Raw genomic sequence first — 25761 nt, forward strand, 5'->3', positions numbered from 1 at the left:
GGATAAATGATTAAAGAGTTATTTCCAACATTCTTTTTTCATAGCCGGTTAGAATGAAAAGGGCTGACAGATTTGATGTTTCAAGCTGTTGCGATTCAAATCTTTTGAAAGCGTTTTTCGTTGTGATAAACTGATTCTGTAATGATAAATCGCCATTTTTAAGAAAAATATTGCATGAATAAGAGTGAGGTGTAAAGTATGTTTTCTTTTAAAGAGCGGAACCAAATGATTCAACAGTTAAAGGAGGGGGCGTTTGATTTAATAATTATTGGAGGCGGAATCACTGGAGCTGGGGTTGCACTGCAGGCAGCTGCTTCAGGATTATCTGTGGCATTACTTGAAATGCAAGACTTTGCTGAAGGAACGTCTTCTCGGTCGACCAAGCTGGTTCATGGGGGCCTCCGTTATCTCAAGACCTTTGATGTCGAAGTAGTCGCTGATACAGTCAGCGAACGAGCGATTATTCAGGGAATTGCTCCGCATATTCCGAAAGCGGACCCAATGATTTTACCGATTTTTGATGAACCAGGCTCTACCTTTAATCTATTTTCCGTTAAGGTAGCCATGGATCTTTATGATCATTTAGCTGGGATCACAGGCGGAAAATATGCGAACTACATGTTGAGCAAGGAAGAAATTTTAGAACGGGAACCCCAGTTAGCATCAGAGGGCTTATTAGGCGGAGGCGTTTATTTGGATTATCGCAATAATGACGCTCGGCTAGTAATCGAGAACATTAAACGAGCCGTAGCTGATGGTGCGATTGCAGTCAGCCGAATGAAGGTCGAAGAAATTGTCCATGATGATCAAGGAAAAGTTTCAGGAGTAAAAGTCAAAGATAGGCTAACAGACAATACGCTGACTGTTAATAGCAAGCTGGTAATTAACACCGCTGGACCGTGGTCAGATTTGGTTAATAAGTTGGATAAAAAAATTGATCATAAGCCCCATATGCGACCAACCAAAGGGGTACATCTAGTCGTTGATGGTGAGAAGCTGAAAGTTCCGCAGCCCACTTATTTTGACACTGGAGAAAATGATGGACGGATGGTCTTTGTCATTCCAAGAGAAAGCAAAACATATTTTGGGACGACGGATACTGATTATCAAGGAGATTACAATCATCCGACTGTCGAACAGGCAGATGTTGATTATTTGTTGAAAATCGTCAATCGTCGCTATCCTGAGGTAAATCTGACAATTGAAGACATCGAGGCTGCTTGGGCGGGATTACGGCCGTTAATTAGTGAAGCTGGCGGTGATTATAATGGTACAACCAAAGAAAAAATCAGTGACGAAAATTTTGAAAAAATTATTAACGCGGCTGAGGATTATGCCAATGGTAAACAATCTCGTCCAGAAGTCGAAAAAACAATCACCGATGCGGCAAAGGAAGAGCCAAAGGACAATCCTTCAGCAGTCTCTCGCGGCAGTGATCTGACCATCGCTGACGATGGATTATTGATTCTATCAGGTGGCAAGCTAACAGATTACCGTTTAATGGCGACAGGGGCGATGAAGAAAATTATTGAACTCTTATCGGACAGTCAGTTCGAACTTATTGACTCAGAAAATTATCCTGTATCCGGCGGGGAACTCGATTCGAAAAATGTCGATGAAGCCTTAGAAGCTATTGCCAAAAAAGGCGAAGATCAGGGCTTAAGTTCCGAAGAGGCCAAATTTATTGCAGAACTATATGGTTCGAATGCAGAAAAAGTCTTCGCATTGAAGGAGCAAGGAGCCTTTGAAGGACTCTCCTTGGCAGAATCGATGTCACTACGCTACGCAATGGAAGAAGAGATGACGCTGACACCGGTAGATTACTTATTACGTCGAACCAATTATATGCTGTTTATCAGCCATCGCTTAATGGAAATCAAAGACGCTGTCGTTGATGCTATGGCTGACTACTTCGACTGGAACGCTGCTACAAAAGAAGCGTATCAATCAGAACTAGATCAACAGATCAAGGAAACCCAATTAACGGATTTAAAAAAGCACTAAATATAATATAAAAAGGAGTGGAAACATGGAGTCTTATATCATGTCAATCGATCAAGGAACAACGTCAAGCAGGGCAATCGTTTTCGACAAAGCAGGGAAGGAAGTAAGTTCTTCACAGAAAGAGTTCACACAGCATTTTCCAAAACCAGGCTGGGTAGAACATGATGCGAATGAGATTTGGAACTCGGTTCAATCAGTTATTGCAGGCTCATTAATTGAAGGCGGGTTAAAACCCGATCAAATCGAAGGAATCGGGATCACCAACCAACGTGAAACAACGGTCATCTGGGAAAAAGAAACAGGACATCCTATTTATAACGCAATAGTCTGGCAATCGAAGCAAACAAGCGACATTGCTGATGAGCTAAAGGAACAGGGACACTCTGACATGATTCAAAAGAAAACCGGACTGTTGATTGATTCTTATTTCTCTGCAACCAAAGTAAAATGGATCTTGGATCATGTGGAAGGTTCGCGCGAACGGGCAAGAAATGGTGAATTACTATTCGGAACAATCGATACTTGGTTAGTTTGGAAATTAACAGGCGGCGAAGCACATGTATCTGATTATACGAATGCCAGTCGGACAATGATGTACAACATTTATGACCTAGAATGGGATCAAGAAATTTTAGATTTATTAGATATTCCGAAAGAAATTCTGCCGGAAGTAAAATCAAATTCAGAGGTTTATGGTTATACAGCTGATTATCATTTTTATGGCAACAAGGTTCCAATCGCAGGTATGGCTGGGGACCAGCAAGCTGCCTTAGTTGGACAGCTGGCCTTTGATAAAGGGATGGTTAAAAATACCTATGGAACCGGTGCTTTCATCGTGATGAATACAGGGGAAGAACCAATTCTTTCTGAAAACGGATTATTAACGACGATTGGTTATGGCATTGACGGCAAAGTAACGTACGCCTTAGAAGGAAGTGTGTTCGTTGCTGGTTCTGCGATCCAATGGTTGCGTGATGGTTTACGAATGTTCCAAAAAGCACCGCAATCAGAAGATTATGCCAAACGCGTAGACAGCAGTGAAAATGTTTACGTAGTTCCAGCCTTTACTGGACTTGGTGCTCCTTATTGGGATCAACAGGCCAGAGGAGCGATTTTCGGATTGACTCGCGGAACAACCAAAGAGCATTTCATCCGTGCAACTCTTGAATCATTAGCCTATCAAACAGCGGACGTTGTAAAAACCATGAACAAGGATTCTGGTACTGATATTAAATTATTGCGTGTGGATGGCGGCGCATCAAAAAATGATCTATTGCTGCAATTCCAAGCAGATATTCTGCAAACCCCAGTAGAGCGTGCGCCATATCTGGAAACAACAGCTCTAGGTGTGGCTTATCTGGCAGGTTTGGCTGTCGGCTATTGGAAAGATATTGATGACATTAAGAAATTTGCTTCTGACGGTCAACGCTACGAACCAGCGATGGATCAAGACGTGACAGACGATCTATATGCAGGCTGGCAAGAAGCAGTCCAAGCGACGATGCAATATAAACATCAGCCTAAAGAAAAATAAGTGAATACATCAGCTGTACTGGCAACTAAATTTTTATGAGAGAAAAAATTTACGGTACAGCTGATATAGCAACAAAAATTTAAAGGGGATGAGTTTATGGACACGAGTATGTCAACGCAGGTAATTGGAGAAATTATTGGAACGATGGTCTTAGTATTATTGGGAGATGGTGTTGTAGCCGGTGTTAGTTTACGAAAAACAAAAGCAGAAGGAGCCGGCTGGATCGCGATTACCTTAGGCTGGGGCGCCGCTGTTACTATCGGTGCTTATGCTGCAGGTTATATGTCATTTGCCCATTTGAATCCTGCTGTCACAATTGGAATGGCCATTGCTGGGAAAATCGGCTGGGATATGGTTGTCCCATATATTTTAGGACAAATGATCGGTGCTATTATTGGTGCGGTTTTAGTATACATTCACTACTATCCGCATTGGAAGGAAACAAAAGATCAAGCAACGATTTTAGGGGTATTCGCAACGGGACCTGCGATTCGCAGCTTAGGTGCCAACTTGATCAGTGAGATCATCGGGACCTTCATGTTGGTATTTGCTTTATTAGCTTTTGGAATGAGCAAATTTGGTGATGGATTAAATCCAATCGCGGTTGGTATTCTGATCTTAGTCATTGGGCTTTCGCTTGGAGGGACAACAGGTTATGCGATCAATCCAGCGCGAGATCTTGGTCCGCGAATCGCCCATGCGTTTCTGCCGATTCCAAATAAGGGAGGCTCCGATTGGGGCTATGCCTTGGTTCCTATCGCTGGACCAATCATCGGTGGAATTTTAGCAGCATTGCTATTTATGATTTTACCAATGTAGTTTTTGGGGGTAATAGAATTTTCTATTACCCTAGGATGCTTTAATTTAGGACAAGTATAGTATGGAAAAGACGAAAAATATAAAAACCAAACGATTAGTAATTAGGAAATTTATGCCTAGTGATTGGCCAGATTTGTGGGACTATCTCTCGGATGAACGCGTAGTGAAATATGAGCCTTACGGGCCGATTAATCAGCAGCAGAGTAAGGAGATAGCAAAAAGCCATAGCGAATCGGACGAATTTTGGGCGGTTTGTCTTGAAGATAAAGTGATTGGAAACATTTATCTTGAGGAGGTAGTGGATGACAGCTGGGAATTAGGCTTTGTTTTTCATTATGATTATCAACATCAAGGTTATGCGTATGAAGCAGCTTACACAATGATTGATCAAGTTTTCGCACAAGGAGCACATCGGATTTTTGCAGAGTGTCATCCTGAAAATCAGGCGTCCTGGAGATTATTAGAGAAGTTGGGATTCATTAAAGAGGGACATCTGAGAAAAAATATTTATTTCAGTAAGCAGCAAGACGGCACGCCACTTTGGCAGGATACACTTATTTATGGGCTACTTAAAGAAGATCGGTCATAAGATTATAAAGGATAAAGTTATTTACAAGGAGGAAGAGCAAGTGAAAAAAATTATCAATGATCCAAAGAATGTCGTGGAAGAAATGGTAAGCGGATTAGTGGGTGCTTATCCTGATTATGTAAAGCAAGTTCCCGAAACACTCGTTGTGGCAAGAAGTGACGATTACGATCAAGTGGCGCTAGTCAGCGGTGGAGGAAGCGGTCATGAGCCTTCACATGCAGGTTTTGTCGGAGATGGTATGTTAAGTGCGGCGGTTTGTGGGCAGGTCTTCACTTCACCGACGCCAGATCAAATTCATGAAGCAATTAAGGCAACCGATAAAGGTAAAGGTACACTAATGATCGTCAAAAACTATTCAGGCGATGTGATGAATTTTGATATGGCAAAAGATTTGGCTGAAATGGATGGTATCGAAGTTGATTCTGTTTTAGTAGATGATGATATTGCTGTGGAAGATAGTACCTATACACAAGGACGTCGTGGTGTCGCAGGAACAGTCTTAGTGCATAAAATTATCGGTGGTATGGCCCGTGAAGGAAAATCTGTTGCTGAATTGGCCAGTTACGGAAAAGAGTTAGTCAAAGATATTAAAACTGTTGGGATCGCCTTATCGGGTGCAACGGTTCCAGAAGTCGGCAAGCCTGGGTTTGTATTGGCTGAAGATGAAATGGAATTCGGTGTGGGAATTCATGGCGAACCAGGTTATCGCCGTGAAAAAATCAAAGGATCAAAAGAAATTGCTGAAGAAATCATCGGAAAGATCAAGGGAGAATTCAATTGGAAATCCGGCGATAAATATGGCTTATTCGTCAACGGAATGGGCGCTACTCCATTGATGGAGCTGTTTATTTTGTTTAACGATGCAAAAGCGATCCTTGCTGAGGAAGGCATCGAACTTACCTTCAGTAAAGTAGGAAATTATATGACTTCCCTTGAAATGGCTGGCGCATCGATCACCCTGATCAAATTAGATGACGAACGGTTACGCTTATTGAACGAACCCGTTCATACAATTGCGTGGTAATTTAAGAGGTTATATTTAAATAATTGAGCTGGTTGATTTATAATGATCATAAGCTGAACAAAAGAGTATTCAAATCTGCCAGTTCTGCTAAAAGGATGAGAAAACTTATCAAAAGGTAGTTGGCATAGAAATACTGCTAATTTTTCTAAAGGAAAATTAGTAGGTTTGTACGAACAAGGAGGCCCATTATGTTTACACCAGAAAATTTGCGAAAAACACTAGAATTATTCAATGAAAAAATTCAAATCAAGAAAGACTATTTGAGTGAGCTGGATACACCAATCGGTGATGGTGACCATGGAAACAATATGGCTCGAGGCATGGATGCGGTGATGGCTGCAGACTTGTCTGGCGATTTGCCAGATATCTTTAAAGCGGCCGCGATGGCGATGATCAGCAAAGTCGGTGGAGCTTCAGGCCCTCTCTATGGCACAGCTATGATGGAAATGATGAAGGCCAGCAAAGAGTCAAATGAACCAGAAATTTTACTGAGGGCAGCGATTGCTGGAATTATGAAACGCGGGAATTCCACTGTCGGCGAAAAAACAATGTTAGATCTGTGGGGACCGGCTGTAGATAATTTAAATAACGGTACATTAAACACGGCTACGCTGGAAATCCTCGTTGAACAAACGAAAAATATCAAGGCAACTAAAGGGCGTGCCTCATATGTCGGGGAACGTTCGATTGGTCATATTGATCCAGGGGCAATGTCATCCGCTTATTTCTTTGAGTCAATGATTGAGGCAGGTGTTTTCAGTGAGTAGAGGTGTGGTATTAGTTTCTCATACGAAAGAAATCCCTGAAGGTTTGAAACGTTTGATCGGCGAAGTTGCCAAAGATGTCCCCATCACAACTGCTGGCGGATTGGAAGACGGCGGTATAGGTACATCAATGGAGCGAATCTCACAAGCAATCGAAGAAAACACAGCCGATGAATTGCTGGCTTTTTATGATTTAGGCAGTGCCAAAATGAATCTAGAAATGGCTATTGAAATGACAGATAAAAAGGTGACATTGTTTGATACAGCCATGGTTGAAAGTGCCTATACTGCTTGCGCATTATTAGCGGCAGATGTCGGCGAAGAGGACATCGAACAACAATTAGCTACATTAAAAGTGAAATAAATGAATTATTGAGGAGTCAATCAAAAGTTGACGCCTCTTTTTATTTTAAACATCACTGAAACTGAAAAAACAATTTTTTTATTGAATATAAAAAAGAAAAAAATTACTTCCCTCTTTGTTGTGCTATCATTTTTTTAAAGGGGGAATCATGATAGAAATGATTAAGAAAACAACGTTGCAAACAGAATTAGTAGATATTCGCAGACACCTTCATCGAAATCCAGAAGTGGGAATGGAACTGCCAGCCACAAAAGATTTTGTTTGGCAGAAATTGGTAGAATATGGCTACGAGCCTCAAAGTTGCGGTAAGATGGGGGTTACCTGCACGATTGGTCAAGGCGGGAGAGTCTTTTTATTGCGTGGCGATATGGATGCGCTTCCGCTTGTAGAGGATACCGACTTGAAATTTCGTTCTGAAAATGGCGCAATGCACGCCTGTGGCCATGACATGCATACGACCATGCTATTAGGGGCAGCGAAGCTTTTGAAAGAACATGAAAAAGAACTGACGGGAGTAGTGAAGCTTCTATTCCAACCAGGCGAAGAGATCTTGCAGGGGGCAAAGGATTGCTTAGATGCGGGGATACTGGAGAATCCTAAGGTCGATGCAGGAGCGATGATCCACGTCTTTCCTTTCAAGAATTTACCATTAAAAAATGTATTTGTCGCACCTGCTGGTACGTTTATGGCTAGCGCCGATTGGTTCGAAATCAAGATTGAGGGTGTTGGCAGTCATGGTTCGATGCCAGAAGTTTCAATCGATCCGATTAATGTCGCGACTAAAATTTATGAGGCATTACAGACCCTGTCTGCACGTGAAATCAGTTCAGCTGAGCGCTTTGTTTTGACAATCGGCGAGTTTGTCGGTGGAACACCTGGTTCATCGAATGTAATTCCAAGTTCCGCATATATGAAAGGCACGATGCGCAGCTTGAAAGAAGAGGTTCGCCAACAAATTAAGAAACGAATGATCGAAATTTCCACATCTATCGGTCAAGCCTTTGGTGCGAAGGTGACCATTGATTTTACTAATGGCTGTTGTAGTAATGAAATTGATCAAACAGTGACAAGAGTGGTCAAAGAGGGACTAGAGAAAGTTTTTCCTTCGGATGTTCTTCAAGAAGCGCCATTGGCAGTTCCAATGATGGGAAGTGAAGATTTTGGTGAAATTAGTCATCGAATTCCAACAACGACGATGTTTATTACGGCTGCCGATACTGAATTAATGCTGCACAACCCGAAGATTGTTTTGGATGAATCCATTTTGGAATTTGGTGCAAATGTCTATGTTGAAGCCGCATTAGCCTATTTAGAAAGTGTCTAGTTTATGGGGAAAAACAAGATTAATCGATCATTGATCCTGATATTTCTCGGATATACCTGTGTGTATTTGGACAAGAACATCATCAGCTTATCAGTCATTCCAATCGCACAGGATTTAGGAATTGATGCAGGACAAAAAGGCTTGATTTTAAGTGCTTTTTTCTTAGGATATACCCTGTTTCAAATTCCCTTCGGCTTTTTAGGCAATCGTCTAGGCAGTCGTAAAATCATGACTTTTGCGATTTTACTAATGGGTGTATTGATGATTTGTTTGGGCTTCGGCTTTTCGTTCATCTATTTGATCCTGATTCGTTTTGCGGCGGGCTCATTTGCTCATGCCGGCTATCCTTCTGCGGTCAGCGCGTTTGTTACAAAGGAAGTTGAACCTGCAAAACGAGGTTCGATACAATCCTCAATGATTGCCTCATCCGGTTTTGCTGGAATTGTAGGACCGTTGCTAGTTGCACCATTGCTAACTATGATTGGTTGGAAAACGACCTATTTTGTTTATGGCACGATTGTGCTTTTGATTGGATTTCTGATGCTTCGAGGAATTCCGAAAAACAGCGGACAGCCTATCGTTTCTGCTGGTCAATCCAATATTTCTTTTTTTGAAATGATCAAGGATCGGAATGTTTGGATCATGGTTTTGGCTGCGTTCTTCATTAATGCTGCGGTTTATGGGATGACAGGCTGGATTGCTTCCTATTTGGTAGATGAATTCAGTTTGACGATGAATAAAATGGCGATGATGAGCGCGTTGATTGGGTTGGTCATGATGCTCAGTGCAATGTTCGCAGGTTCGATGATCGTTCGTTATTTTAAGAATCGTGAAAAACAAGTAATTTTCGTTGTCTCGGCATTGGGCGGAGTGGTCGCCTTTTTATTATCAAGTAGCTCCTCATTAGTGGTAAGTATGCTTTTGTTGTCGGTGGCAGTAGCTGCTGCGAGTATTGGTTTTGCGACTTTGATGAGTTTACCAGTGAAGCTGTTTGCTGAACGAGAAGTTTCGACTAAGTATTCAATCATCAATGCAATTGGTGTTTCTGGCGGCTTTTTTGCGCCAATGATTATCGGTTGGTTAGTGAATACCAGCGGGTCATATGGCGGAGCCTTTACTTTTATTGCGCTAGTCTTTGTTTTAGCAGGAGGAGTTTCACTGGTTATTCAAACAAAGGAGAGTAAACAGCCAGTAGAAGAGCTAGAAGGACAAAAATAGAGAGCACACTATAGAAGATAAAAAACAGCAAATCATCGTATTTTGATGATTTGCTGTTTTTTTATCTTCGCTTAGGGAAAGCAAAATCTATTAACGCGTTATTCAAAAACTGGTTGAACTCCTTCATCAATAAGAATGTTTCTACAGTTTCTGAAACAAAATCATCGGAATCAAGTATTTCTTGATCCGTTAAAGGGTATTCCAAGTACATGCTCTTATATTTTAGATAATCGGTGATCGGTGAATCGATATAATTTTCGTAGCCTCGCGGCATTCGTTTTAATTGCTTGCCTAGTACAGTAAAGTGTTCAGTAAACACAGGGTTCTGAATGACCGTTAGAAATTCTGCTTCGTGTTCGATGATTGCTTGTCGAATCATTTCAGTTGCTTCGGAAAACATATCGGCGAAAAGACCGCCGCCTAAGAAGGATTGATTGTTGGGTTTTAGAAAAATGTAATAGCCTACTGGGATCGGTAATTTTCCCTTTGGTCCAATATGAGCACGAAACACTGGATTGTAGGGTGTTTTATCATGGCTGAAGCGTGTATCTCGATTGAGCTTGAAACTTAATTTTTTTGCTGGAATGAATTGGATTTCAGAGTCTTTTTCATGAAGCGCAAGAGAGAGTTCATCCACTAATTGATAGAACTCTGTCACAGCTGTTTTGCGTTGATCTTTGGTTTGCTGAAACCATTCTTGCTGATTGTTTTTCTCTAATGCTGACAAATAGTTGAAAATTTTTTCATAGGTCATAGGTGGCATCCTCCTTGATTAATTCTGAAAGCTGCTTGGATTCTAGCAGCTCGCTTAAAAATTTTGGTGGATCAAACGATGATTGGTAATGAGATAAAGCTTCAAAGAGAAGTGTTTGGTTGTCCATAAACTCCATATTTTCTTTTTGCTGCTGAATTTCGGCTAAATCAAATTTCTTTAATGATGAATAATCCAGTCTGTTCGGGTTTAGCCGATGTTGTTTGATGGCAAAGGGGACACGTCTTTTACAGTCACATTTACCTCCCGCATGTTCACAATAGTTCTCTAAAAATTTTCCCATTCTTTTTCGAGCTCGCGAAAGTTTCTTGCGGTATGTTTCTGGTGTGATTTGCAGAAGTCCACTAGCCAGCTGACTATTCATTTTGAACATTGTGCCCAGAATAAAAATACAACGATCTTCTGGCTTAAGACATTGGAGCATTATATTTGTACAGGAAAGCTTTAATTCCTCAGCTAATTCATCCTCCTCTAAATCAGAAAAAGCAGATTCCTTGGTAGGCAGCGACTGATCCAAATCTTTTTGCATTAGCTCAAAGGTTAGCTGCTCCTGAAAAGATCGTTTCCTCTGAACTGTAATTAAATGATTGACAGCGATACGATACACCCACGTACTGAAACGACTTTGCTGTTTGAAGGAACCGAGGTTCTTAACGATTTTTAATAGTATCTCCTGCGTGGCATCCTCCGCATCAAAGATATTTCCCAGCATTCGTAAGGATAGATTGAAGACACTATCTTTTACTTCGCTTAAAAGCTCCGTTAACGAATTGCTATCCCCGCTCAAGGCGGACTGAATTAGCGCTGTTTCTCGTTCGATGTTCATTATTTTTTTGCCTCCTTTATTCATTAGACAAATAAAAACAATCGATGTGACACGTTTTAGTCCTTTTTTTATTATTGTGACAGAATTTTTATGTTCGCACTATAGAAGAATTTTGAAAAAATAAAAGTTCGAAGCGTCAAGTGAGAATATTTTTAATTTAAGTAATGATCGAAAGAAAAAACTCAACACTTTTTTCAACAGTTCATAAATTTTATTAGAGTGTTGGAAATAACAATCTATTTTCATAGAGCAACGTTGACTGCTGATTTACAACATTGATTGGCATGAATATTGCCTATTAGATAATGAATAACCATTTTTGGGGTATGGAGACCTGTTTTTGAACTATTTTTTATTGACAAAGGCAAAAAACAAATATTGACTTTGGTGCCGCTTTTTCTATTATAGGAGAAGGGAGGGGAGTGTATTGAAAGAAGAACTGTTAAATTATTTAAAGAACCAAACGGCTTTTCTCGATTTGAATGAATTGAGCGATCTATTTACTGCTTCGAAATTGGCGGAGATTTTTAAAGTGAAACGGAATACGGTAAGCCAGTATTTAAATCAACTAACAGAAAATGGCGAGTTGGTAAAAATAAATTCGCGTCCAGTTTATTATTTTCACAAAGGCGCATTTGAAAAGCAATTTTTTGCATTGAGTACGAATTATTATGAAAGCGTTCAAGCGATCTTATCCGAGCAACCAATGTTTGGAAAAGAACAGGATTTCTTTTCACTTTTGATTGGGCACGACAAAAGCTTGAATCGGGTGATTGAACAAATCAAGGCAGCGCTTAATTATCCGGATGGCGGTTTGCCTGTATTAATTAATGGAGAAAGTGGTACGGGGAAGAGCTATTTAGTTAAATTGATTTATCATTATTGTATTCAAAATGAGTTGATTGCTGAAGATGCGCCTTTCATTACGCTGAACTGTGCCCAATATGCGAATAATCCTGAGTTGCTGACGAGTAATCTTTTCGGCAGTATCAAGGGTGCTTATACAGGCGCTGACACTGATCGTAAAGGGGCGTTTGAAGCAGCTGATGGCGGTATTTTGTTTTTAGATGAGGTCCACCGTTTAAATGCAGAGGGACAAGAGAAATTATTTACTTATTTAGATCAAGGCTTGATTTATCGAATGGGGGATACGAATCACCCGATTAATGTTCAAACTAGATTGTTTTTTGCGACAACGGAAGATTTGACAAGCAATTTTTTGACAACTTTTATTCGTCGGATTCCGATTCAGGTAACGATTCCCTCATTGCAGCAGCGAGCGCGAAATGAACGCCTAGAGCTGATTTATTCTTTCCTAATCAGCGAACAAACGAAAATCAAGCGGGAGCTGGTTATCAGCGGACAAACATTAGAGCTGTTGGCTAGTGGCAGCTTTAAAGGGAATATCGGCGAATTACAGAATATTGTTAAAGTGATGGTGGCTAAAGCTTTTTCAGAAGCGATCCAGAATCAGCAGATCAGACTGACAATCTATCATCTTCCAGAATCGCTGCTTTCTTTGAACAACCAGAATCTGCAAACCTCATTACCTGAAGAAGTATTGATTCATGATGATTCTACGTTTGATAATTTAATGTTTTCCAATAGTCAAAGTCAAAGAAGAGTGGAAGATAGCTTTGCCAAAATAATTTTAGAGTATCAAAAAGCTCAGGGAGATCTAAGCGATTGTCATTTAAAGCTAAAGGAAATTGTTGATCAATTGTTTGATTATTTGCTGTTTGAAACGGATCGGCAGCAAAAGCATGAAATGCTACTGTATTTGACTCAGTATGTGCGGGAAACTTTCCGCCAGATGGAAAGTGCTTATCAAATTAAATTTAACGGCAATAGTGTGTATGCGGTGGGGTATTATTTATTCCAAAGAGGTTCGAGTCGCTGGATATCAGAAGATAATGAAATCATGGAGCTGATCCGTCAGCTTGAAGTTCAGGTATCGGAGGCGTATCCTGCAAGCTATTATTATGTGCAGAGAATCTTAGAATTGTGCAAACCTAAGATCGATATCGAAATCTCAGCGATGGATCGGATTGTCTTGACCTTGTATTTGAAGAAAGCTGATTGGACGAAAGAGCAGGGAATGACCAAAGCGGTGATCGTCGCCCATGGGTACGCGACTGCCAGCAGTATTGCCAATGTAGCGAATCGCTTTTTGGGAAAAGATATTTTTGAGTCTTTTGATATGCCGCTGGATGTGACCCCTCAGCAGATCGCAGAAGAAATTCTTGACTATAGTGAGAACAACGATATTTCCAATGGTTTGGTCATTTTAGTGGATATGGGCAGTTTGAAGGAAATTTATCAGTTTTTTCCAAAACAGATCAATGTGCCGATTGTGATTATGAATAATGTCACGACACCATTAGCTATTGCGGTTGGAGAAAGTATTATGCACCAGCGAACATTGAATGAGTTGACAGAAAATTCGGCAGCTGAGGTGGCTTTTGATTGGGAGATCATTTATCCTGAGGAAAATCGCACCAAAGCACTATTAACCACCTGTCAAACTGGGATCGGAACGGCCAATCAAATTTGCCATTTACTTGAAAAAAGCCTTCCAAGTACCTGCGAGCTAAAGATTTTGCCTTACGAATATCGCGTTTTAGAGGAAAAGAAATTGGATGAAACGGTCTTTTCGATTTATGACGTGTTAGGGATTATTGGCACGGATGATCCTAAAATTGTTGAAGTTCCCTATCTTTCTTTAGAAGAATTAATCTCTGGTGATGAGCAGCAGATTTTAACTGAATGGTTGGCACCTGTGATGACTGAAGAGGAAAACCACATTTTCAACACGAATGTAATTCGTAACTTTTCATTGGAAAAGGTAATTGACTCTGTCACCATTCTAGATACCGATAAAGTCATGAGTGAGATTGATTTATTTATGCGGGATTTGGAGCTTTCGGGAAGAATTCAGCTTTCTAATGCGAAGAAGTTGGCGTTGTACGTGCATGTCAGCTGCTTAATTGAGCGTTTGATCCGAAATGTTCCGATTGAAACCTATGAAGGTTATGCCGATTTATATCAGTGTCAAAAAGAACGGCTGGAAAGGATCAAACAGGCGTTTAGTGTCATTGAACGAGTTTATAGTGTCACGATACCAGATTCCGAACTGGCTTATATCTTTGATGTCGTTTACAAAAACACGGATACCTCAATGAATGAGGATGAATTTTGATAAAGCAAGCGGTGCGCCACTAAAGTTGGCACACCGCTTGCTTTTATTTAGGTGTAGAGAAGATTGAGAGGTGAATATGATTGGAAAGAAAGCTCGTTCTTGCATCCCACGGAAAATTAGCTTCAGGGATTACATCTTCGCTGGAATTAATTTGCGGAAGGCAAATAGCCATCGAAACGCTGAATTGCTATTTGACAGAGGATTTTGATCTAGAAAAAGAAGTAAAGAACATCATGAATAGATATCACGATTGTGAATTAGTTGTAGTGACTGATTTATTTGGCGGAAGTGTGAACAATGAATTTTTGACACAGATTGATCGTCCGAATTTCTATTTAGTAGCGGGGATGAATTTGCCTTTTTTAGTTGAATTGACGATGCAGCTTCAGCAAGCTGATTCATTGCCGAAGTTGATTGAAGCGACTTTAGAAACTTCTAAGCAGACAATTCAATTTTGCAATCAAGCGATTACGAATCAAATGGAAGAAGAAGAATTTTAATAAAAATGGAGGGATAAAAATGATTTTATTAACAAGAGTGGACCATCGTTTGCTTCATGGTCAAGTCGCATTTTCTTGGACACAAGGGTTGGGAGCAGATTGTATTTTAATCGCCAACGATGATGTACCGACGAACGATTTGCGTAAGACGACGATCAAGCTGGCAAAACCACAAGGAGTTAAACTCGTTATCAAAAACATCGAGGACTCTATCGTCGCGCTGCAAAGCGGTGTAACAGATAAGTACAAATTATTTATCGTGGTGGAATCGATTGCGAATGCAAAAAAATTGGCGGAAGCGTATCCAGAGATTCAAAAGATTAATTTAGGCGGGATCAAAGCCAAGGAAGGTACACGGAGTATCGGAAAAGCGGTTAATGTTTTGCCAGAGGAAGAAGAAATGTTGAAGGAAATGGTTGGTAACGGACTCGAAGTGGAGATTCGACAAGTACCAGCCGATAAAAAAGTTGCTGTTACTGAAGTTCTTTAAAAAAGAAAGGTTGAAGAAACATGCTTATTCAAGCAATTTTACTTGGTTTAGTCGCATTTATTGCTCAATCTGAGTACGCATTAGGAACATCGCTATTATCTCGTCCGATTGTTACTGGTCTTTTTACCGGGATTGTACTAGGAGATGTAAAGGCCGGAATTATTATGGGAGCAACCCTAGAGTTGGCATTTATTGGCTCCTTCTCTGTTGGCGCGGCGATTCCACCAGATGTAGTGACAGGAGGCATTTTGGGAACTGCCTTTGCGATTACCGCTGGTGCTGGAACAGAAACGGCGTTGCTGCTAGGTTTGCCGATTGCCACATTAACTTTAATTCTGAAAAATATTTATCTAGGCATTTTGATTCCGATCATGAACCAAAACGCGGATAAATATGCTGCTGATGGGAATTATAAAGGGGTAGAGCGAATGCATTTAATCGCTGGCTTTGGTCTATCTTTGATGTTAGGACTAGTTGTCATGATTTCGTTTATGGTAGGGAGTAAAACCGTTGGAAATTTATTGGATATGATCCCTGAATTTATCCAGCACGGATTATCTGTCGCAACAGGCTTGATCCCAGCACTTGGGTTTGCGATGCTTGCTCGACTGTTGATCAATAAACAGGTAGCGCCTTATTTCTTCTTAGGCTTTGCTTTGGCTGCTTATCTTGAAATTCCAGTGACAGGAATCGCAATTTTTGGTGCGATTGTAGCGGTAGTGGTAATCAATATTATGAATGTGCGCGGCGGACAAAATAACAGTGTCCAAACTTCTACAGGGGAGGTAGTGGATGATGATGAAGACTTCTAATGAGAACAATGAGTTGAAAATTACGAAAAAAGATTTGAGTAAGGTGTTCTGGCGTTCGTTCCAAATGGAATTCTCGTGGAACTACGAGCGACAAATGAATCTGGCTTACTGTTATGCAATGATTCCGATTTTGAAGAAATTGTATAAATCTAAAGAAGCGATGGCAACAGCGTTGAAGCGTCATTTGGAGTTCTTTAATACGACTCCGCATATCGTGACCTTGATTCTAGGGATCAACGCGGCGATGGAAGAGGAAAATGCTAACGATCCGAATTTTGATGTATCCACAATTGACAATATCAAAACGTCATTAATGGGACCATTAGCAGGGATTGGCGATTCCTTCTTCTGGGGAACGCTGCGTTTGATTGCTACAGGCGTGGGTACTTCTTTGGCATTGCAGGGCAATATCTTAGGGCCAATATTATTCATTCTGATTTTCAATATTCCACATTTATTGTTCCGCTATTTTGCGACATCATGGGGCTATAAATTGGGAACCGGCTTCTTGAAGAAGATTCAGGAAAACGGCATGATGGGCAGCTTGACCTTAGGTGCTTCAATCATCGGGTTGATGGTTGTTGGCGGAATGACTGCTTCAATGATCGATATCAATATCCCGCTGAAAATCGGGACAGGTGAAAATGCGGTAACAGTTCAAAGTATTTTTGACGATATCGTGCCGCGAATCTTATCACTGGGAGCTTTTGGCGCAGTCTTCTATTTATTGAAAAAGGAAGTCAAAGCCTTGACGATTTTATTAGGCTTAGCTGTTTTCGGCATCCTTGGTTCGTTAATCGGGATCTTTTAAGAATGGAGGGAAAACATGTCAACAATGACAATGCTTGATTATATTGATCAAGAACAAGAAACATTGACGAAAATTTTAACCGAGTATGATTTTTCGGCGGATACACAATTGGCAGAAATGAATACTGTCACGATCTTAGCGACTGGTTCCTCTTACAATGCGTGTTTATCAGCAAAGTTCGCGTTTGAAACATTGGCGGATGTCACGATTACAATTGAAGAACCCTATAATTTCAATCATTATGGGCGCTTGATCAAAGGAACCGATACGATTATCGGCGTTTCCCAAAGCGGTAAAAGTGCCTCGACAGTCGATGCGATGAAGGAATTAAGTGGCACCGAGATTCAACGGATCGTGTTAACCAGCGATGTAGAAAGTCCAATTGCTCAAGTGGTTGATAAAGTCATTGACCTAAACATGGGAATCGAAACCGTTGGCTTTGTTACAAAAGGCTTCTCAGCAACAATTTTACAATTGATCCTGCTGGCAATCAAAGTCGGCGTTTCGAAAAAACATATTGACGAGCAAAAGCTTCATGCCCTTAAGGAAGAATTAGCGGAGTTGATTACGCATATTCCAAGTGTGATCACAAAATCCAATGACTTTTTTGAGCAGCACGAAAACCTGCTGAAGCTTGGCGGACGTTTCGTTGCACTAGGTTATGGACCGAACTGGGGAACAGCCAAAGAGTTTGAAACGAAATTCACTGAAACTGTACGCCGACCTAGTCAAGGCTTTGAATTAGAAGCTTACATGCATGGTCCATATTTGGAAGCTGATTGGGAACATACGCTGTTCTTTATCGAAACACCTAGTGTGAATCTTGAAAGATCACAGGCTTTAGCAGCTTATATGGATAGTTCTGTTGGGAAAATCCTGAGGGTGACGACAGAAAAAGCTTCTGATAACGATACTTTAGGTTTAGATATCAAAGTTTCTGAGCTTTTCTCGCCATTAGTATTGATTATTCCATTCCAACTGCTGGCGTATCGCACGGCAACGGCGAAGGGAATTGATTTAAGCAAACGAATTTTTGATGATTTTGACGCAGTATTAAAAAGTAAAATATAAAGTTGAGGAGTTTATGACATGTTGAAATTTAATGAACAGCAGCAAATTGATGATATCCAAGGAGCCTTAGAACTACGCCCACAGGTCGAAAAAATTGTTGATGAGGTTTGGGAAAAAGGCTACGACAATATATTTTATTTAGGAATCGGCGGTACTTATGCTTCTGCTATGCAGGCAGTAACGTATATTAACGGTCGTAGTGATTTGCCAGTGTATGTGCAGCACGCTGCTGAATATTACACTACGGGTAATCGCAGATTGACGAAGGATTCATTAGTGATTCTTTCTTCAGTAACAGGCACAACGGAAGAAGTCGTGAAGGCAGTGGATATGATTAAAGAAGTCGGTGCGACATTATTAGGCTTCATTGATACGGCAGGCACGAAACTGGCTGAAAGCTGTGATCACGTGATTACCTATCCGAATCCTGGAACTGAGCAAATCAAATTTTTCATGGTTGCGGATCGTTTAATGAACAAGAATGGCGATTTTCCAGATTATGAAGAGTATTATGAGGAATTGGAAAATCATTTAGCCAAAGGGTTAGTCGAAGCAGAAAAACAAGCAGAAGACTTTGGCCGTGCGTTTGCTGAAAAACATCGTCACGATGCTATGCATTACTTTATCGGGGCTGGTAATCAGTGGGGCGCCGTTTACTCATACGCGATGTGCTATTGGGAAGAACAAAGCTGGTTACGCTCTAAATCAATCCACGCTGCTGAATTCTTACATGGAACGTTAGAAATCGTGGATGAAACCACACCAGTAACATTGTTCTTAGGTGAAGATGAGCAGCGTCCATTAGCCGAGCGAGTGAAAAATCTGTTACCACGTATTTGTGGAAACTATACCTTCATTGATTCCAAGGATTACCCAATCGAAGGCATCAGCGAGAAAAATCGCGGCCGAGTGCTACCGCATTTATTAATGCACTGTGTCACCCAACGAATCGATGCCCATGTTGAAAAATTAAATTGCCATCCATTAGACATTCGTCGTTACTACCGTCAATTTGATTATTAATATTTTGAGACCTCTTTGCATAAAGTAAAGAGGTCTCTTTTGCGAGTCCGACTTTTTGCAGGATTAAAAGTGGTTAGTAAAGTCTTCAATTTAGAAGATCAAACATACGAGGAGTATAGTCGGATCGTATGCGAAACGAAAATAAACTTATTTTTCACGTTTTTAGAAAAATAGTACCAAAAAAAGAGATAGCAGCGAGTCCGACTTTTTGCAGGATTAAAAGTGGTTAGTAAAGTCTTCAACTTAGAAGATCAAACATACGAGAAGTATAGTCGGATCGTATGCGAAATGAAAAGACCCTATTTTCACGGTTTTAGAAGAATAGTACTGAAAAAAGAGTTATCGGTGAGTCTGACTTTTTGAGAAAAATCGTCAACATAGCAAAGAAAGTGCATACAACCTCTTGAAACCGACAACACTATATATTGTGTTGTCGGTTTTGTATATCACTAATTAGACACAAAATCTAGTCTTTACATCAAAAAAAATTAGGAGTACTATTATCAAGGATTTAAAAGATAAATTCTTACTTTAATGAGAGAGGGATGGATGAAACGATGCTATTAATAGCTGGCACAATCGGTGCAGGGAAGAGTAGTTTGACAGATATGTTGTCGCAGGAAATGAATTCAAAACCATTTTACGAGAACGTGGATGATAACGAAGTATTGCCGTTGTTTTACTCGAATCCAGAAAAATATACATTTCTGCTGCAAATATTCTTTTTAAATAAACGCTTTTTGGCGATGAAGGATGCCTTGAAGCAAGCGGATAACGTGCTTGATCGTTCAATTTATGAAGACAGTTTACTGTTTCATTTGAATGCTGATCTTGGGCGCGTAAGTCAACAGGAAGTGCTGCAATATGACAACTTATTGGACACGATGTTGAAGGAATTGGAGACTGCCGCACCAAAGAAACGGCCTGATTTAATGGTTCATATTAAGGTTTCCTTTGATGTGATGCTGGATCGGATTCAAAAGCGTGGGCGAGATTACGAACAAATTGCCGCAAATCCTGAGCTGTATGATTATTATCGAATGGTCAACGAGCGTTATGAGCAATGGTATGATAATTTTAATATTTGTCCAAAAATCCAGATCGACGGCGATCACTACGATTTTGTCGCTGATCCGCAGGCTGCTGAAACAGTAATCAAGCTGATCAAAGAAGAAACGAATAAGTTGAATCAGCAGGAACTGAAAAGTCCTTGTTATTATTCAAATGGAAATATTGAAAAAGGAATTTTTTAATAGGTCCTTTATTTGAGAATTAAAGAACGTCTGTTTTTTCGAGGGTATAGATATAAAGATGAATCCCTAAATATTTATAACGAGGAGCTCCACCATGATAAATTATTTTAAATTTTTACTTCACCAGTTAAAAGGCTGGCCGCAACAAAATTATTACCTCTTTTTCTTCAGTCTAGGCTGTCAGGTGATGACGCTAGTTAACCAACCGATCAACCTTCTAACTGTAATTACCTTCATCGGTACAACTTTAGGGGTTTTATGTATTCTGTCCATTAATGCCGCAAAATCGGTCAATGGTATTTTAGGAATTATATCGGCAATCTGCTTTATTTATGTTGGCTATTCAGCGAAGAATTATTTAAGCATCGGCGAACAGATCGCCTATATGATCACCCTTGATATTCCTGTTTTATTAAGTAAGGAATGGAATCACAACATGGCCGCAAAAATCCGCAAGTTCACCGGAAAAACATGGGGGATTGCGATTATCAGTACCATTATCGTTTATTTTGTATCGGGTTATTTGATCCAACGCTTCACCGACGATCCCCGGCCTTGGATTGATGCGATTGCCTTTTCTATTAGTCTGAGTGCCGGAATTATCAGCTTCTTACGCTACAACAATCAATATTTCTGGTGGCTGGCTTCAGGCCTTGCCCAAATGGTTCTTTGGTTCATTTCATTCCGACATGGCTCCGCCAGCTTAGCGATGTTTGTCAACAGCTCGGTTTATTTGATCAACGATGTGTTGGCCTTCACTGTTTCTCCTTGGTACAACAAAAAGGAACGTGCAAGAATGCAGCGGATGGAAGAAGAGTATTATCATCTGAGTCACTAATTTTAAAAAAGTGATGTTCTATTATTTGGCAACAAGAACAATCATGATTTGAAATGATTCAGGCGATATTAATGCTATAGACAACTTGTTACTAGCTTTGTAAAATTCTAGGATTATATGTGCACGGTTTTAAACGGAAATATTTGTTACTTAAAATATTGCGTAACTTGTATTAAACTGTGTAAAAGGAGTGGTTTTCTATGGAAAATATCATACCTGTTTCAGATATGCGGTCCTATAACCAAGCGTTAGCTAATGTGAAGGCTGGACAAGAAGTTATATTAACAAAAAATGGTCGAGCAAAATACGTCGTAAGTGATTTTGAAGAGTATCAAAAAATGAAGGCTACTCTTACTTTATTTGAAGAACTGCATAAGGGGAAGCAAGCGTTGAAAGAGGAAGGTCATTTGACCTTGGACCAATTAAAGGCTCGAATGAATGAAAAACTATAGCTTAAACATCTCTCCTCAAATTGAGAATGATTTGTCAGAAATTGTTTTCTATATGAAGGAAATCGGCAGTTACGAAACAACGGTGGCTGATTTTTTGGATAAGATTTATACAGCTTTTGAATTTTTAAAAGTGACAACGTTGCTTGGTCAGACTTTAGCGGCTAAAATAGATGCACCGACTAACATGCGTTTTTATATCGTAGAACAGTACATTATTTTTTATGAGATTGTCGACGAGATAATTGAAATCACTCGAATAATTCCTACAAACAAAGATTATATTCGTATTCTTGGGTTTTAACAGTCAATGAAATACCGACCTTCAAAGTTAGATTTTTCTAATTTCTGAGGGTCGTTTTTTTAGTATTCAGGAAATAAGAGCTTATCTCGAAGAAACTGCACTAAAAATCCAATTAATTTCATCCGTTATCCACATTCCTGGCTTTTTCAACGCATCAAAAGGCACCCACGAGCTTTTCATAAAAATCTTCTCAGCCTGCCAGAAGCCATCACTCCGTTGTTTCGTCTTCAAATAGTCAAGTGCCGCTTGACATTCAGGCCGATCTAGAAGCTTTTCAGTTTTTAAAACACTAAGAGCTTCAATGATATTTGTGCGATAAGGATAGGGGTAAAAAAGCGTGATCAAATCATCGTATAAATACTCGTCGTTGTTCTGATGGAAAATCACCCGATGCTTCAAAATATAGTCTAACCCTTGTTGTAACTTCGCACGAAGACCGGGAAGCTCTCCGTATTTTTCTGCATACTCTGACAGGGCTTTGACTGATTTCACGACACCATCATAGCAAGGTGAATTTCCGACACAGCCCCCAAAGCGATGAAAGAGGTCCTTACCCTGCCAGTTGGAGGGCTCGTTTCTATCAAATGGGAAGTAAGAAATGATCCATCGAACACCTTGTTCAGCCCATTCTTTTTTGCCAGCCCGAGTAAAAATTGATGTGCAAAGTGCATTATGACAGGCCAGAACACCGTTTTGTTTTCCAGTTAGTGAAAAGCCTTCGTCAACATTTGTTTGCTTGTAAAGTGTGTCGAGCATGACTTGAACCGTTTCCAACCGTTCAAAGAAGGGAATTTCCGAAAGCTCTGCTAATAGAAATTCCAGCTTTCGCAGACCAGTGAAGGTATCTGTGCGAATCTTTTCAGCCAGAATTTTGGCGATTACTGTTGAATTTTCCAGACAGTGCTGAATATCCGCTGACTCTGGACAGCCGATGTCTCGTACGTATTTTTTTAATTGTAAAGCAGAGTCTAACTGAGTCTCTTCGTTAATCATAACCACACCTCGGAATCTTTTTAAAAGTCAAAAATAGTTCAAATCATCTTAAGTGTAGCATTCTGAGTAAAAAGTTGAAAGCTGCTTTTACAGTGAAAGTGTACCTTTACCACAAAGTGTTAAAACTGTTAATCGGTATCTGTTATACTTTAATCATCACTCTAAAAGGAGAACAATTTTGGGATACTTAATAATGTTTGTGGTATTAATTATTATTTGTATAGAATTTTATCTTTATAAGAAAGACATGAAAAACGCTTATGCCCGTTTGAATCGGTATAACGTTAAACCCCTGATTACCAGCTTCGGAAAAATGAACTATCTTGATGAAGGGTCTGGGGAGACAGTTATCATTTCTCATGGGATATTTGGCGGATATGATCAGGGAATAACTAGTCTGAAGCAAGTATTAGGAGGGGACTACCGAAAAATTGCCCCTGCTCGCTTTGGCTATTTAGGCTCAGAGCTGCCGAGCGATCCCACACCAAAAAATCAAGCTCGGGCCTTTGTTGAAATGATGGATCAGTTGAATATTGAGAAAGGCTATATTCTAGCCACTTCAGCAGGCGGTGCCGCTGGATTAAGGGTGGCTTTGGATTATCCTGACAGGCTGAAGGGGTTGATATTACTATCCTCTGGAGCGCCGGACCAGAAAAGAACCTCAAAAGAAATAAAGGCAATGGGGCTGCAAGGACCGCCACCATTTATCGTCAATGACTTTATTATGTGGTTTTCAATGAAGCATTTTGGCTTTGTCTTCAATAAAATGATGGGTTCGACTATTGAAAGCAATAATTTGTTTGAAACCATGCTGCCAGCTACCCCTAGACGTCAAGGGGTGAAAGCGGATAGCGAGGTTACAAATACGGATATGTCCTTGAACTATGATGACTATGCTTTAGAAACGATCAGCGTGCCGATTTTAGTTTGTCACGCGAAAGATGATCCAATGGCGAAGTATGAGGCTATCGAAAAGTTGCTTAAACGAGTTAAGGCAGATACTATAATTTGTGAGACCGGCGGACATACGATTGATGGCAACGGGGATGTGATCGATCAAGCGATTCGTGGCTTTATTGAGAAAACGAGCTAGTTAACGAAAAGAATTTTTAATGAAGTGATAAAAAGCCAGAAGCTCTTTCAATGAAGAAAAGGGTTTCTGGCTTACGGTTTATCAAAGAATAATTTACGTTCAGTTGTTACCGATAACGTTCAAACAATTTCTCATTATAGGCATCGCCGCCATCGATATTGCTACTTCTGAAAACTGGAACATCGCCGCCTTTTTCAACTTCAAGCTGAACGAACGCGCTGACTAAAAGCTGGACGATAAAGCAGCTCATGATGGTTGAGGTAGGCCCTGTTTTTATTTCATCATTATGAGAAAGGCTGGCATCCCCGTAAACAGAACGATTATCAAGGACAACATCCGCAAGCTCAAACAAGCGCAATCCGCTCTTGTGCCGGCTAATACTATTTTTTGACGCCTCCAAAGCAGTAATGGCAATGATGCTAACGCCCATCTCCTTAAGTCGCAGCCCCAGTTCAATTAACAGCGCATTTCGTCCAGAATTTGAGGTCATGACGATTACATCGCCTTTTTTAAACGGATACAATTCTAGCAAAACATCGGCGTATTCAGTAGTTCGTTCAATCAGCGTGCTTTTGAAGGCATGATTCATGCCTAGTTCATTTTCAAGGATCGGGATAAAGCCCGCATAGCCGCCTGCGCGGGCAAAGACTTCCTGACCGACAATATAGGAATGCCCCGTGCCAAAAAAATAAACCTTATTTTCCGTCTCAATACAAGTACTCATGAGTGTCGCTGCTTTAGTTATCGCCTCTGACTCATTGCTGATGACGTATTCCATGTTTTTCTGAAGTTCTTGATAATAATTCTGCATTAAGTTCATTGAGTAATTCGTCCTTTCCGAAAAGCAAAAATCGTTTCCTTTACCGCTTGTGGCAAGAGGTACTTCAACTCCATGATTTATCTTTATCGACAAAAAAGCAAGCAGTTTTTTGGATTATATTTGCGAATAATTCTTAAGTGCTCGGAACCTGCGACTATTTCGTCGCAGGTGTTTCTTTTTGTTCTCATTTAAGTCGGATTTTTCTAATAAAATAAGAATATTTTTTATTTGACAATATGTCTAAAAGACCTATAATAAGCAAGTCGATATATCTAAAAGACTGATACTGTTTTATCGGGAGGGGGATAAAATGTACGATTTACTGCTTTTAGGCTCATTGATTACCAGTGATAAAACCGGCTATAAGCTTCAAAAAATCGTCGGCTCTGCATTGCAGCCGATGCGGAAGGTTTCTAGCGGGGTATTGTATCCATCATTAGAAAGATTAGAGAAGGAAGGGCTCGTGACTTCCACGATTTATGAGGATGGGCGAAAGATGAAGCTGTGGCATATTACTACAAAAGGTGTCGACCGCTTTATTGAGTTAATGAAGGAAAAAATTCCTTCTGATGCGAAGCGCAATGATATGATCCATTTCAAATTACGTTCGCTGGATAGCGTGGACCTTACTGAGCAGCTGAGAATCTTGGATGAGTTCCAACTGTTTATTGAAAAGGATCTAATGTTCTATCAACAGGCGCAGGCAGAAATGGTTGATTCTCAAGGGCGTTTTCCGGAAAATGCAGAACGTTTTCGTATTTTAGTGGAGGCCTATGAGTTGGATATTCAAATTGCCAAAACAAAATTAATCTGGATAAAAAAACAAATCGCTGATCGAAAGTAATGATCTACTGAAGCGATTGAATG

26 protein-coding genes are annotated in these 25761 nt (G+C 40.2%); 22 read left to right on the plus strand and 4 right to left on the minus strand.

All coding sequences use genetic code 11. The features are described from left to right. Positions 1-198: 198 nt before the first annotated feature. The 9 genes from glpO to AUF14_RS19735 all read left to right on the plus strand — a co-directional run bounded on the left by glpO (position 199) and on the right by AUF14_RS19735 (position 9640). Positions 199-2004: a type 1 glycerol-3-phosphate oxidase gene (gene glpO, locus AUF14_RS19695; RefSeq protein ID WP_102866538.1), complete on the plus strand. Its 1806-nt coding sequence runs from the start codon at positions 199-201 to the stop codon at positions 2002-2004. A gap of 25 nt (positions 2005-2029) precedes the next feature. Then, on the plus strand, positions 2030-3538 hold the full coding sequence (gene glpK, locus AUF14_RS19700; RefSeq protein ID WP_102866539.1) for a glycerol kinase GlpK: 1509 nt from the start codon (positions 2030-2032) through the stop codon (positions 3536-3538). A 96-nt stretch (positions 3539-3634) separates the two neighbouring features. Beyond that, the gene (locus AUF14_RS19705; protein ID WP_016178472.1) at positions 3635-4357 is read left to right on the plus strand and encodes an MIP/aquaporin family protein; all 723 of its coding nucleotides are present in this window, start codon (positions 3635-3637) and stop codon (positions 4355-4357) included. A 61-nt stretch (positions 4358-4418) separates the two neighbouring features. Then, the gene (locus AUF14_RS19710; protein ID WP_083291847.1) at positions 4419-4946 is read left to right on the plus strand and encodes a GNAT family N-acetyltransferase; all 528 of its coding nucleotides are present in this window, start codon (positions 4419-4421) and stop codon (positions 4944-4946) included. 40 nt (positions 4947-4986) lie between these two features. After that, positions 4987-5970: a dihydroxyacetone kinase subunit DhaK gene (gene dhaK, locus AUF14_RS19715; protein ID WP_070504953.1), complete on the plus strand. Its 984-nt coding sequence runs from the start codon at positions 4987-4989 to the stop codon at positions 5968-5970. A gap of 188 nt (positions 5971-6158) precedes the next feature. Further along, positions 6159-6737 (plus strand): dihydroxyacetone kinase subunit DhaL, encoded by a 579-nt coding sequence (gene dhaL / locus AUF14_RS19720; protein ID WP_016178469.1) that lies wholly within the window; start codon positions 6159-6161, stop codon positions 6735-6737. Then, positions 6730-7098, plus strand: coding sequence for a dihydroxyacetone kinase phosphoryl donor subunit DhaM (gene dhaM / locus AUF14_RS19725; protein ID WP_016178468.1), 369 nt, complete (start codon positions 6730-6732; stop codon positions 7096-7098). Before dhaL ends, dhaM begins: the two co-directional genes overlap by 8 nt. 148 nt (positions 7099-7246) lie before the next feature. Further along, positions 7247-8422 carry a M20 metallopeptidase family protein gene (locus tag AUF14_RS19730; protein ID WP_102866540.1) on the plus strand — a complete coding sequence of 392 codons (1176 nt, stop codon included), beginning with the start codon at positions 7247-7249 and terminating at the stop codon, positions 8420-8422. Positions 8423-8425: 3 nt separating this feature from the next. Continuing rightward, positions 8426-9640 carry an MFS transporter gene (locus tag AUF14_RS19735; RefSeq protein WP_102866541.1) on the plus strand — a complete coding sequence of 405 codons (1215 nt, stop codon included), beginning with the start codon at positions 8426-8428 and terminating at the stop codon, positions 9638-9640. A gap of 61 nt (positions 9641-9701) precedes the next feature. Here AUF14_RS19735 and AUF14_RS19740 read toward each other — a convergent pair whose 3' ends face one another. Together AUF14_RS19740 and AUF14_RS19745 are read right to left on the minus strand one after the other, a co-directional pair. After that, a complete protein-coding gene (locus tag AUF14_RS19740) occupies positions 9702-10394 on the minus strand; it encodes a DUF2461 domain-containing protein (RefSeq protein ID WP_102866542.1) in 693 nt (230 codons plus the stop codon). Then, positions 10384-11238, minus strand: coding sequence for an RNA polymerase sigma factor (locus tag AUF14_RS19745; RefSeq protein ID WP_102866543.1), 855 nt, complete (start codon positions 11236-11238; stop codon positions 10384-10386). Before AUF14_RS19745 ends, AUF14_RS19740 begins: the two co-directional genes overlap by 11 nt. 427 nt (positions 11239-11665) lie before the next feature. Between AUF14_RS19745 and AUF14_RS19750 the strand changes: the two genes are divergently transcribed. The 11 genes from AUF14_RS19750 to AUF14_RS19800 all read left to right on the plus strand — a co-directional run bounded on the left by AUF14_RS19750 (position 11666) and on the right by AUF14_RS19800 (position 21988). Next, entirely contained in the window at positions 11666-14437 is a 2772-nt protein-coding gene (locus AUF14_RS19750; RefSeq protein WP_102866544.1) for a sigma 54-interacting transcriptional regulator, read from the plus strand. Between the two features lie 80 nt (positions 14438-14517). Next, positions 14518-14937 carry a PTS sugar transporter subunit IIA gene (locus AUF14_RS19755; RefSeq protein WP_102866545.1) on the plus strand — a complete coding sequence of 140 codons (420 nt, stop codon included), beginning with the start codon at positions 14518-14520 and terminating at the stop codon, positions 14935-14937. Positions 14938-14956: 19 nt separating this feature from the next. Continuing rightward, positions 14957-15427 carry a PTS sugar transporter subunit IIB gene (locus tag AUF14_RS19760; RefSeq protein ID WP_102866546.1) on the plus strand — a complete coding sequence of 157 codons (471 nt, stop codon included), beginning with the start codon at positions 14957-14959 and terminating at the stop codon, positions 15425-15427. Positions 15428-15447: 20 nt separating this feature from the next. Continuing rightward, positions 15448-16239: a PTS mannose/fructose/sorbose/N-acetylgalactosamine transporter subunit IIC gene (locus tag AUF14_RS19765; protein WP_016178455.1), complete on the plus strand. Its 792-nt coding sequence runs from the start codon at positions 15448-15450 to the stop codon at positions 16237-16239. Continuing rightward, positions 16223-17050: a PTS system mannose/fructose/sorbose family transporter subunit IID gene (locus AUF14_RS19770; RefSeq protein WP_016178454.1), complete on the plus strand. Its 828-nt coding sequence runs from the start codon at positions 16223-16225 to the stop codon at positions 17048-17050. Before AUF14_RS19765 ends, AUF14_RS19770 begins: the two co-directional genes overlap by 17 nt. Before the next feature lie 15 nt (positions 17051-17065). Beyond that, positions 17066-18121, plus strand: coding sequence for an SIS domain-containing protein (locus AUF14_RS19775; RefSeq protein WP_102866547.1), 1056 nt, complete (start codon positions 17066-17068; stop codon positions 18119-18121). Between the two features lie 18 nt (positions 18122-18139). Continuing rightward, positions 18140-19144, plus strand: a complete 1005-nt coding sequence (locus AUF14_RS19780) for an SIS domain-containing protein (RefSeq protein WP_102866548.1) — start codon at positions 18140-18142, stop codon at positions 19142-19144. A gap of 545 nt (positions 19145-19689) precedes the next feature. After that, positions 19690-20397 (plus strand): deoxynucleoside kinase, encoded by a 708-nt coding sequence (locus AUF14_RS19785; RefSeq protein ID WP_016178451.1) that lies wholly within the window; start codon positions 19690-19692, stop codon positions 20395-20397. Between the two features lie 94 nt (positions 20398-20491). Beyond that, positions 20492-21235 (plus strand): nicotinamide riboside transporter PnuC, encoded by a 744-nt coding sequence (pnuC, locus tag AUF14_RS19790; RefSeq protein WP_016178450.1) that lies wholly within the window; start codon positions 20492-20494, stop codon positions 21233-21235. A 200-nt stretch (positions 21236-21435) separates the two neighbouring features. Beyond that, the gene (locus AUF14_RS19795; protein WP_102866549.1) at positions 21436-21687 is read left to right on the plus strand and encodes a type II toxin-antitoxin system Phd/YefM family antitoxin; all 252 of its coding nucleotides are present in this window, start codon (positions 21436-21438) and stop codon (positions 21685-21687) included. Beyond that, positions 21674-21988, plus strand: coding sequence for a type II toxin-antitoxin system RelE/ParE family toxin (locus AUF14_RS19800; RefSeq protein ID WP_102866550.1), 315 nt, complete (start codon positions 21674-21676; stop codon positions 21986-21988). Before AUF14_RS19795 ends, AUF14_RS19800 begins: the two co-directional genes overlap by 14 nt. 81 nt (positions 21989-22069) lie before the next feature. On the opposite strand, the gene AUF14_RS19805 is transcribed toward AUF14_RS19800, so the two are convergent. Further along, positions 22070-22981 carry a hypothetical protein gene (locus AUF14_RS19805; protein ID WP_102866551.1) on the minus strand — a complete coding sequence of 304 codons (912 nt, stop codon included), beginning with the start codon at positions 22979-22981 and terminating at the stop codon, positions 22070-22072. 178 nt (positions 22982-23159) lie between these two features. Here AUF14_RS19805 and AUF14_RS19810 point away from each other — a divergent pair, with 178 nt between their 5' ends. Continuing rightward, the gene (locus AUF14_RS19810) at positions 23160-24074 is read left to right on the plus strand and encodes an alpha/beta fold hydrolase (protein ID WP_102866552.1); all 915 of its coding nucleotides are present in this window, start codon (positions 23160-23162) and stop codon (positions 24072-24074) included. Between the two features lie 106 nt (positions 24075-24180). Here AUF14_RS19810 and AUF14_RS19815 read toward each other — a convergent pair whose 3' ends face one another. Beyond that, entirely contained in the window at positions 24181-24894 is a 714-nt protein-coding gene (locus AUF14_RS19815) for a sugar isomerase domain-containing protein (protein WP_070504901.1), read from the minus strand. A gap of 310 nt (positions 24895-25204) precedes the next feature. Between AUF14_RS19815 and AUF14_RS19820 the strand changes: the two genes are divergently transcribed. Next, positions 25205-25738: a PadR family transcriptional regulator gene (locus tag AUF14_RS19820; RefSeq protein ID WP_102866553.1), complete on the plus strand. Its 534-nt coding sequence runs from the start codon at positions 25205-25207 to the stop codon at positions 25736-25738. Positions 25739-25761: the final 23 nt, after the last annotated feature.

The organism is Enterococcus avium, assembly GCF_002891025.1.
GTDB lineage: Bacteria > Bacillota > Bacilli > Lactobacillales > Enterococcaceae > Enterococcus_A > Enterococcus_A avium.

Bases quoted from the DNA above. Each gene is read 5' to 3' on its own strand.
- AUF14_RS19760 (WP_102866546.1), top strand. From the start codon at position 14,957: ATGATTTTATTAACAAGAGTGGACCATCGTTTGCTTCATGGTCAAGTC.
- AUF14_RS19815 (WP_070504901.1), bottom strand. From the start codon at position 24,894: ATGAACTTAATGCAGAATTATTATCAAGAACTTCAGAAAAACATGGAA.
- AUF14_RS19740 (WP_102866542.1), bottom strand. From the start codon at position 10,394: ATGACCTATGAAAAAATTTTCAACTATTTGTCAGCATTAGAGAAAAAC.
- AUF14_RS19745 (WP_102866543.1), bottom strand. From the start codon at position 11,238: ATGAACATCGAACGAGAAACAGCGCTAATTCAGTCCGCCTTGAGCGGG.
- AUF14_RS19730 (WP_102866540.1), top strand. From the start codon at position 7,247: ATGATAGAAATGATTAAGAAAACAACGTTGCAAACAGAATTAGTAGAT.
- AUF14_RS19775 (WP_102866547.1), top strand. From the start codon at position 17,066: ATGTCAACAATGACAATGCTTGATTATATTGATCAAGAACAAGAAACA.
- AUF14_RS19800 (WP_102866550.1), top strand. From the start codon at position 21,674: ATGAAAAACTATAGCTTAAACATCTCTCCTCAAATTGAGAATGATTTG.
- AUF14_RS19735 (WP_102866541.1), top strand. From the start codon at position 8,426: ATGGGGAAAAACAAGATTAATCGATCATTGATCCTGATATTTCTCGGA.
- AUF14_RS19705 (WP_016178472.1), top strand. From the start codon at position 3,635: ATGGACACGAGTATGTCAACGCAGGTAATTGGAGAAATTATTGGAACG.
- pnuC (WP_016178450.1), top strand. From the start codon at position 20,492: ATGATAAATTATTTTAAATTTTTACTTCACCAGTTAAAAGGCTGGCCG.
- glpO (WP_102866538.1), top strand. From the start codon at position 199: ATGTTTTCTTTTAAAGAGCGGAACCAAATGATTCAACAGTTAAAGGAG.
- AUF14_RS19820 (WP_102866553.1), top strand. From the start codon at position 25,205: ATGTACGATTTACTGCTTTTAGGCTCATTGATTACCAGTGATAAAACC.
- glpK (WP_102866539.1), top strand. From the start codon at position 2,030: ATGGAGTCTTATATCATGTCAATCGATCAAGGAACAACGTCAAGCAGG.
- AUF14_RS19770 (WP_016178454.1), top strand. From the start codon at position 16,223: ATGATGAAGACTTCTAATGAGAACAATGAGTTGAAAATTACGAAAAAA.
- AUF14_RS19765 (WP_016178455.1), top strand. From the start codon at position 15,448: ATGCTTATTCAAGCAATTTTACTTGGTTTAGTCGCATTTATTGCTCAA.
- AUF14_RS19780 (WP_102866548.1), top strand. From the start codon at position 18,140: ATGTTGAAATTTAATGAACAGCAGCAAATTGATGATATCCAAGGAGCC.
- dhaL (WP_016178469.1), top strand. From the start codon at position 6,159: ATGTTTACACCAGAAAATTTGCGAAAAACACTAGAATTATTCAATGAA.
- AUF14_RS19710 (WP_083291847.1), top strand. From the start codon at position 4,419: ATGGAAAAGACGAAAAATATAAAAACCAAACGATTAGTAATTAGGAAA.
- AUF14_RS19795 (WP_102866549.1), top strand. From the start codon at position 21,436: ATGGAAAATATCATACCTGTTTCAGATATGCGGTCCTATAACCAAGCG.
- AUF14_RS19785 (WP_016178451.1), top strand. From the start codon at position 19,690: ATGGATGAAACGATGCTATTAATAGCTGGCACAATCGGTGCAGGGAAG.
- AUF14_RS19805 (WP_102866551.1), bottom strand. From the start codon at position 22,981: ATGATTAACGAAGAGACTCAGTTAGACTCTGCTTTACAATTAAAAAAA.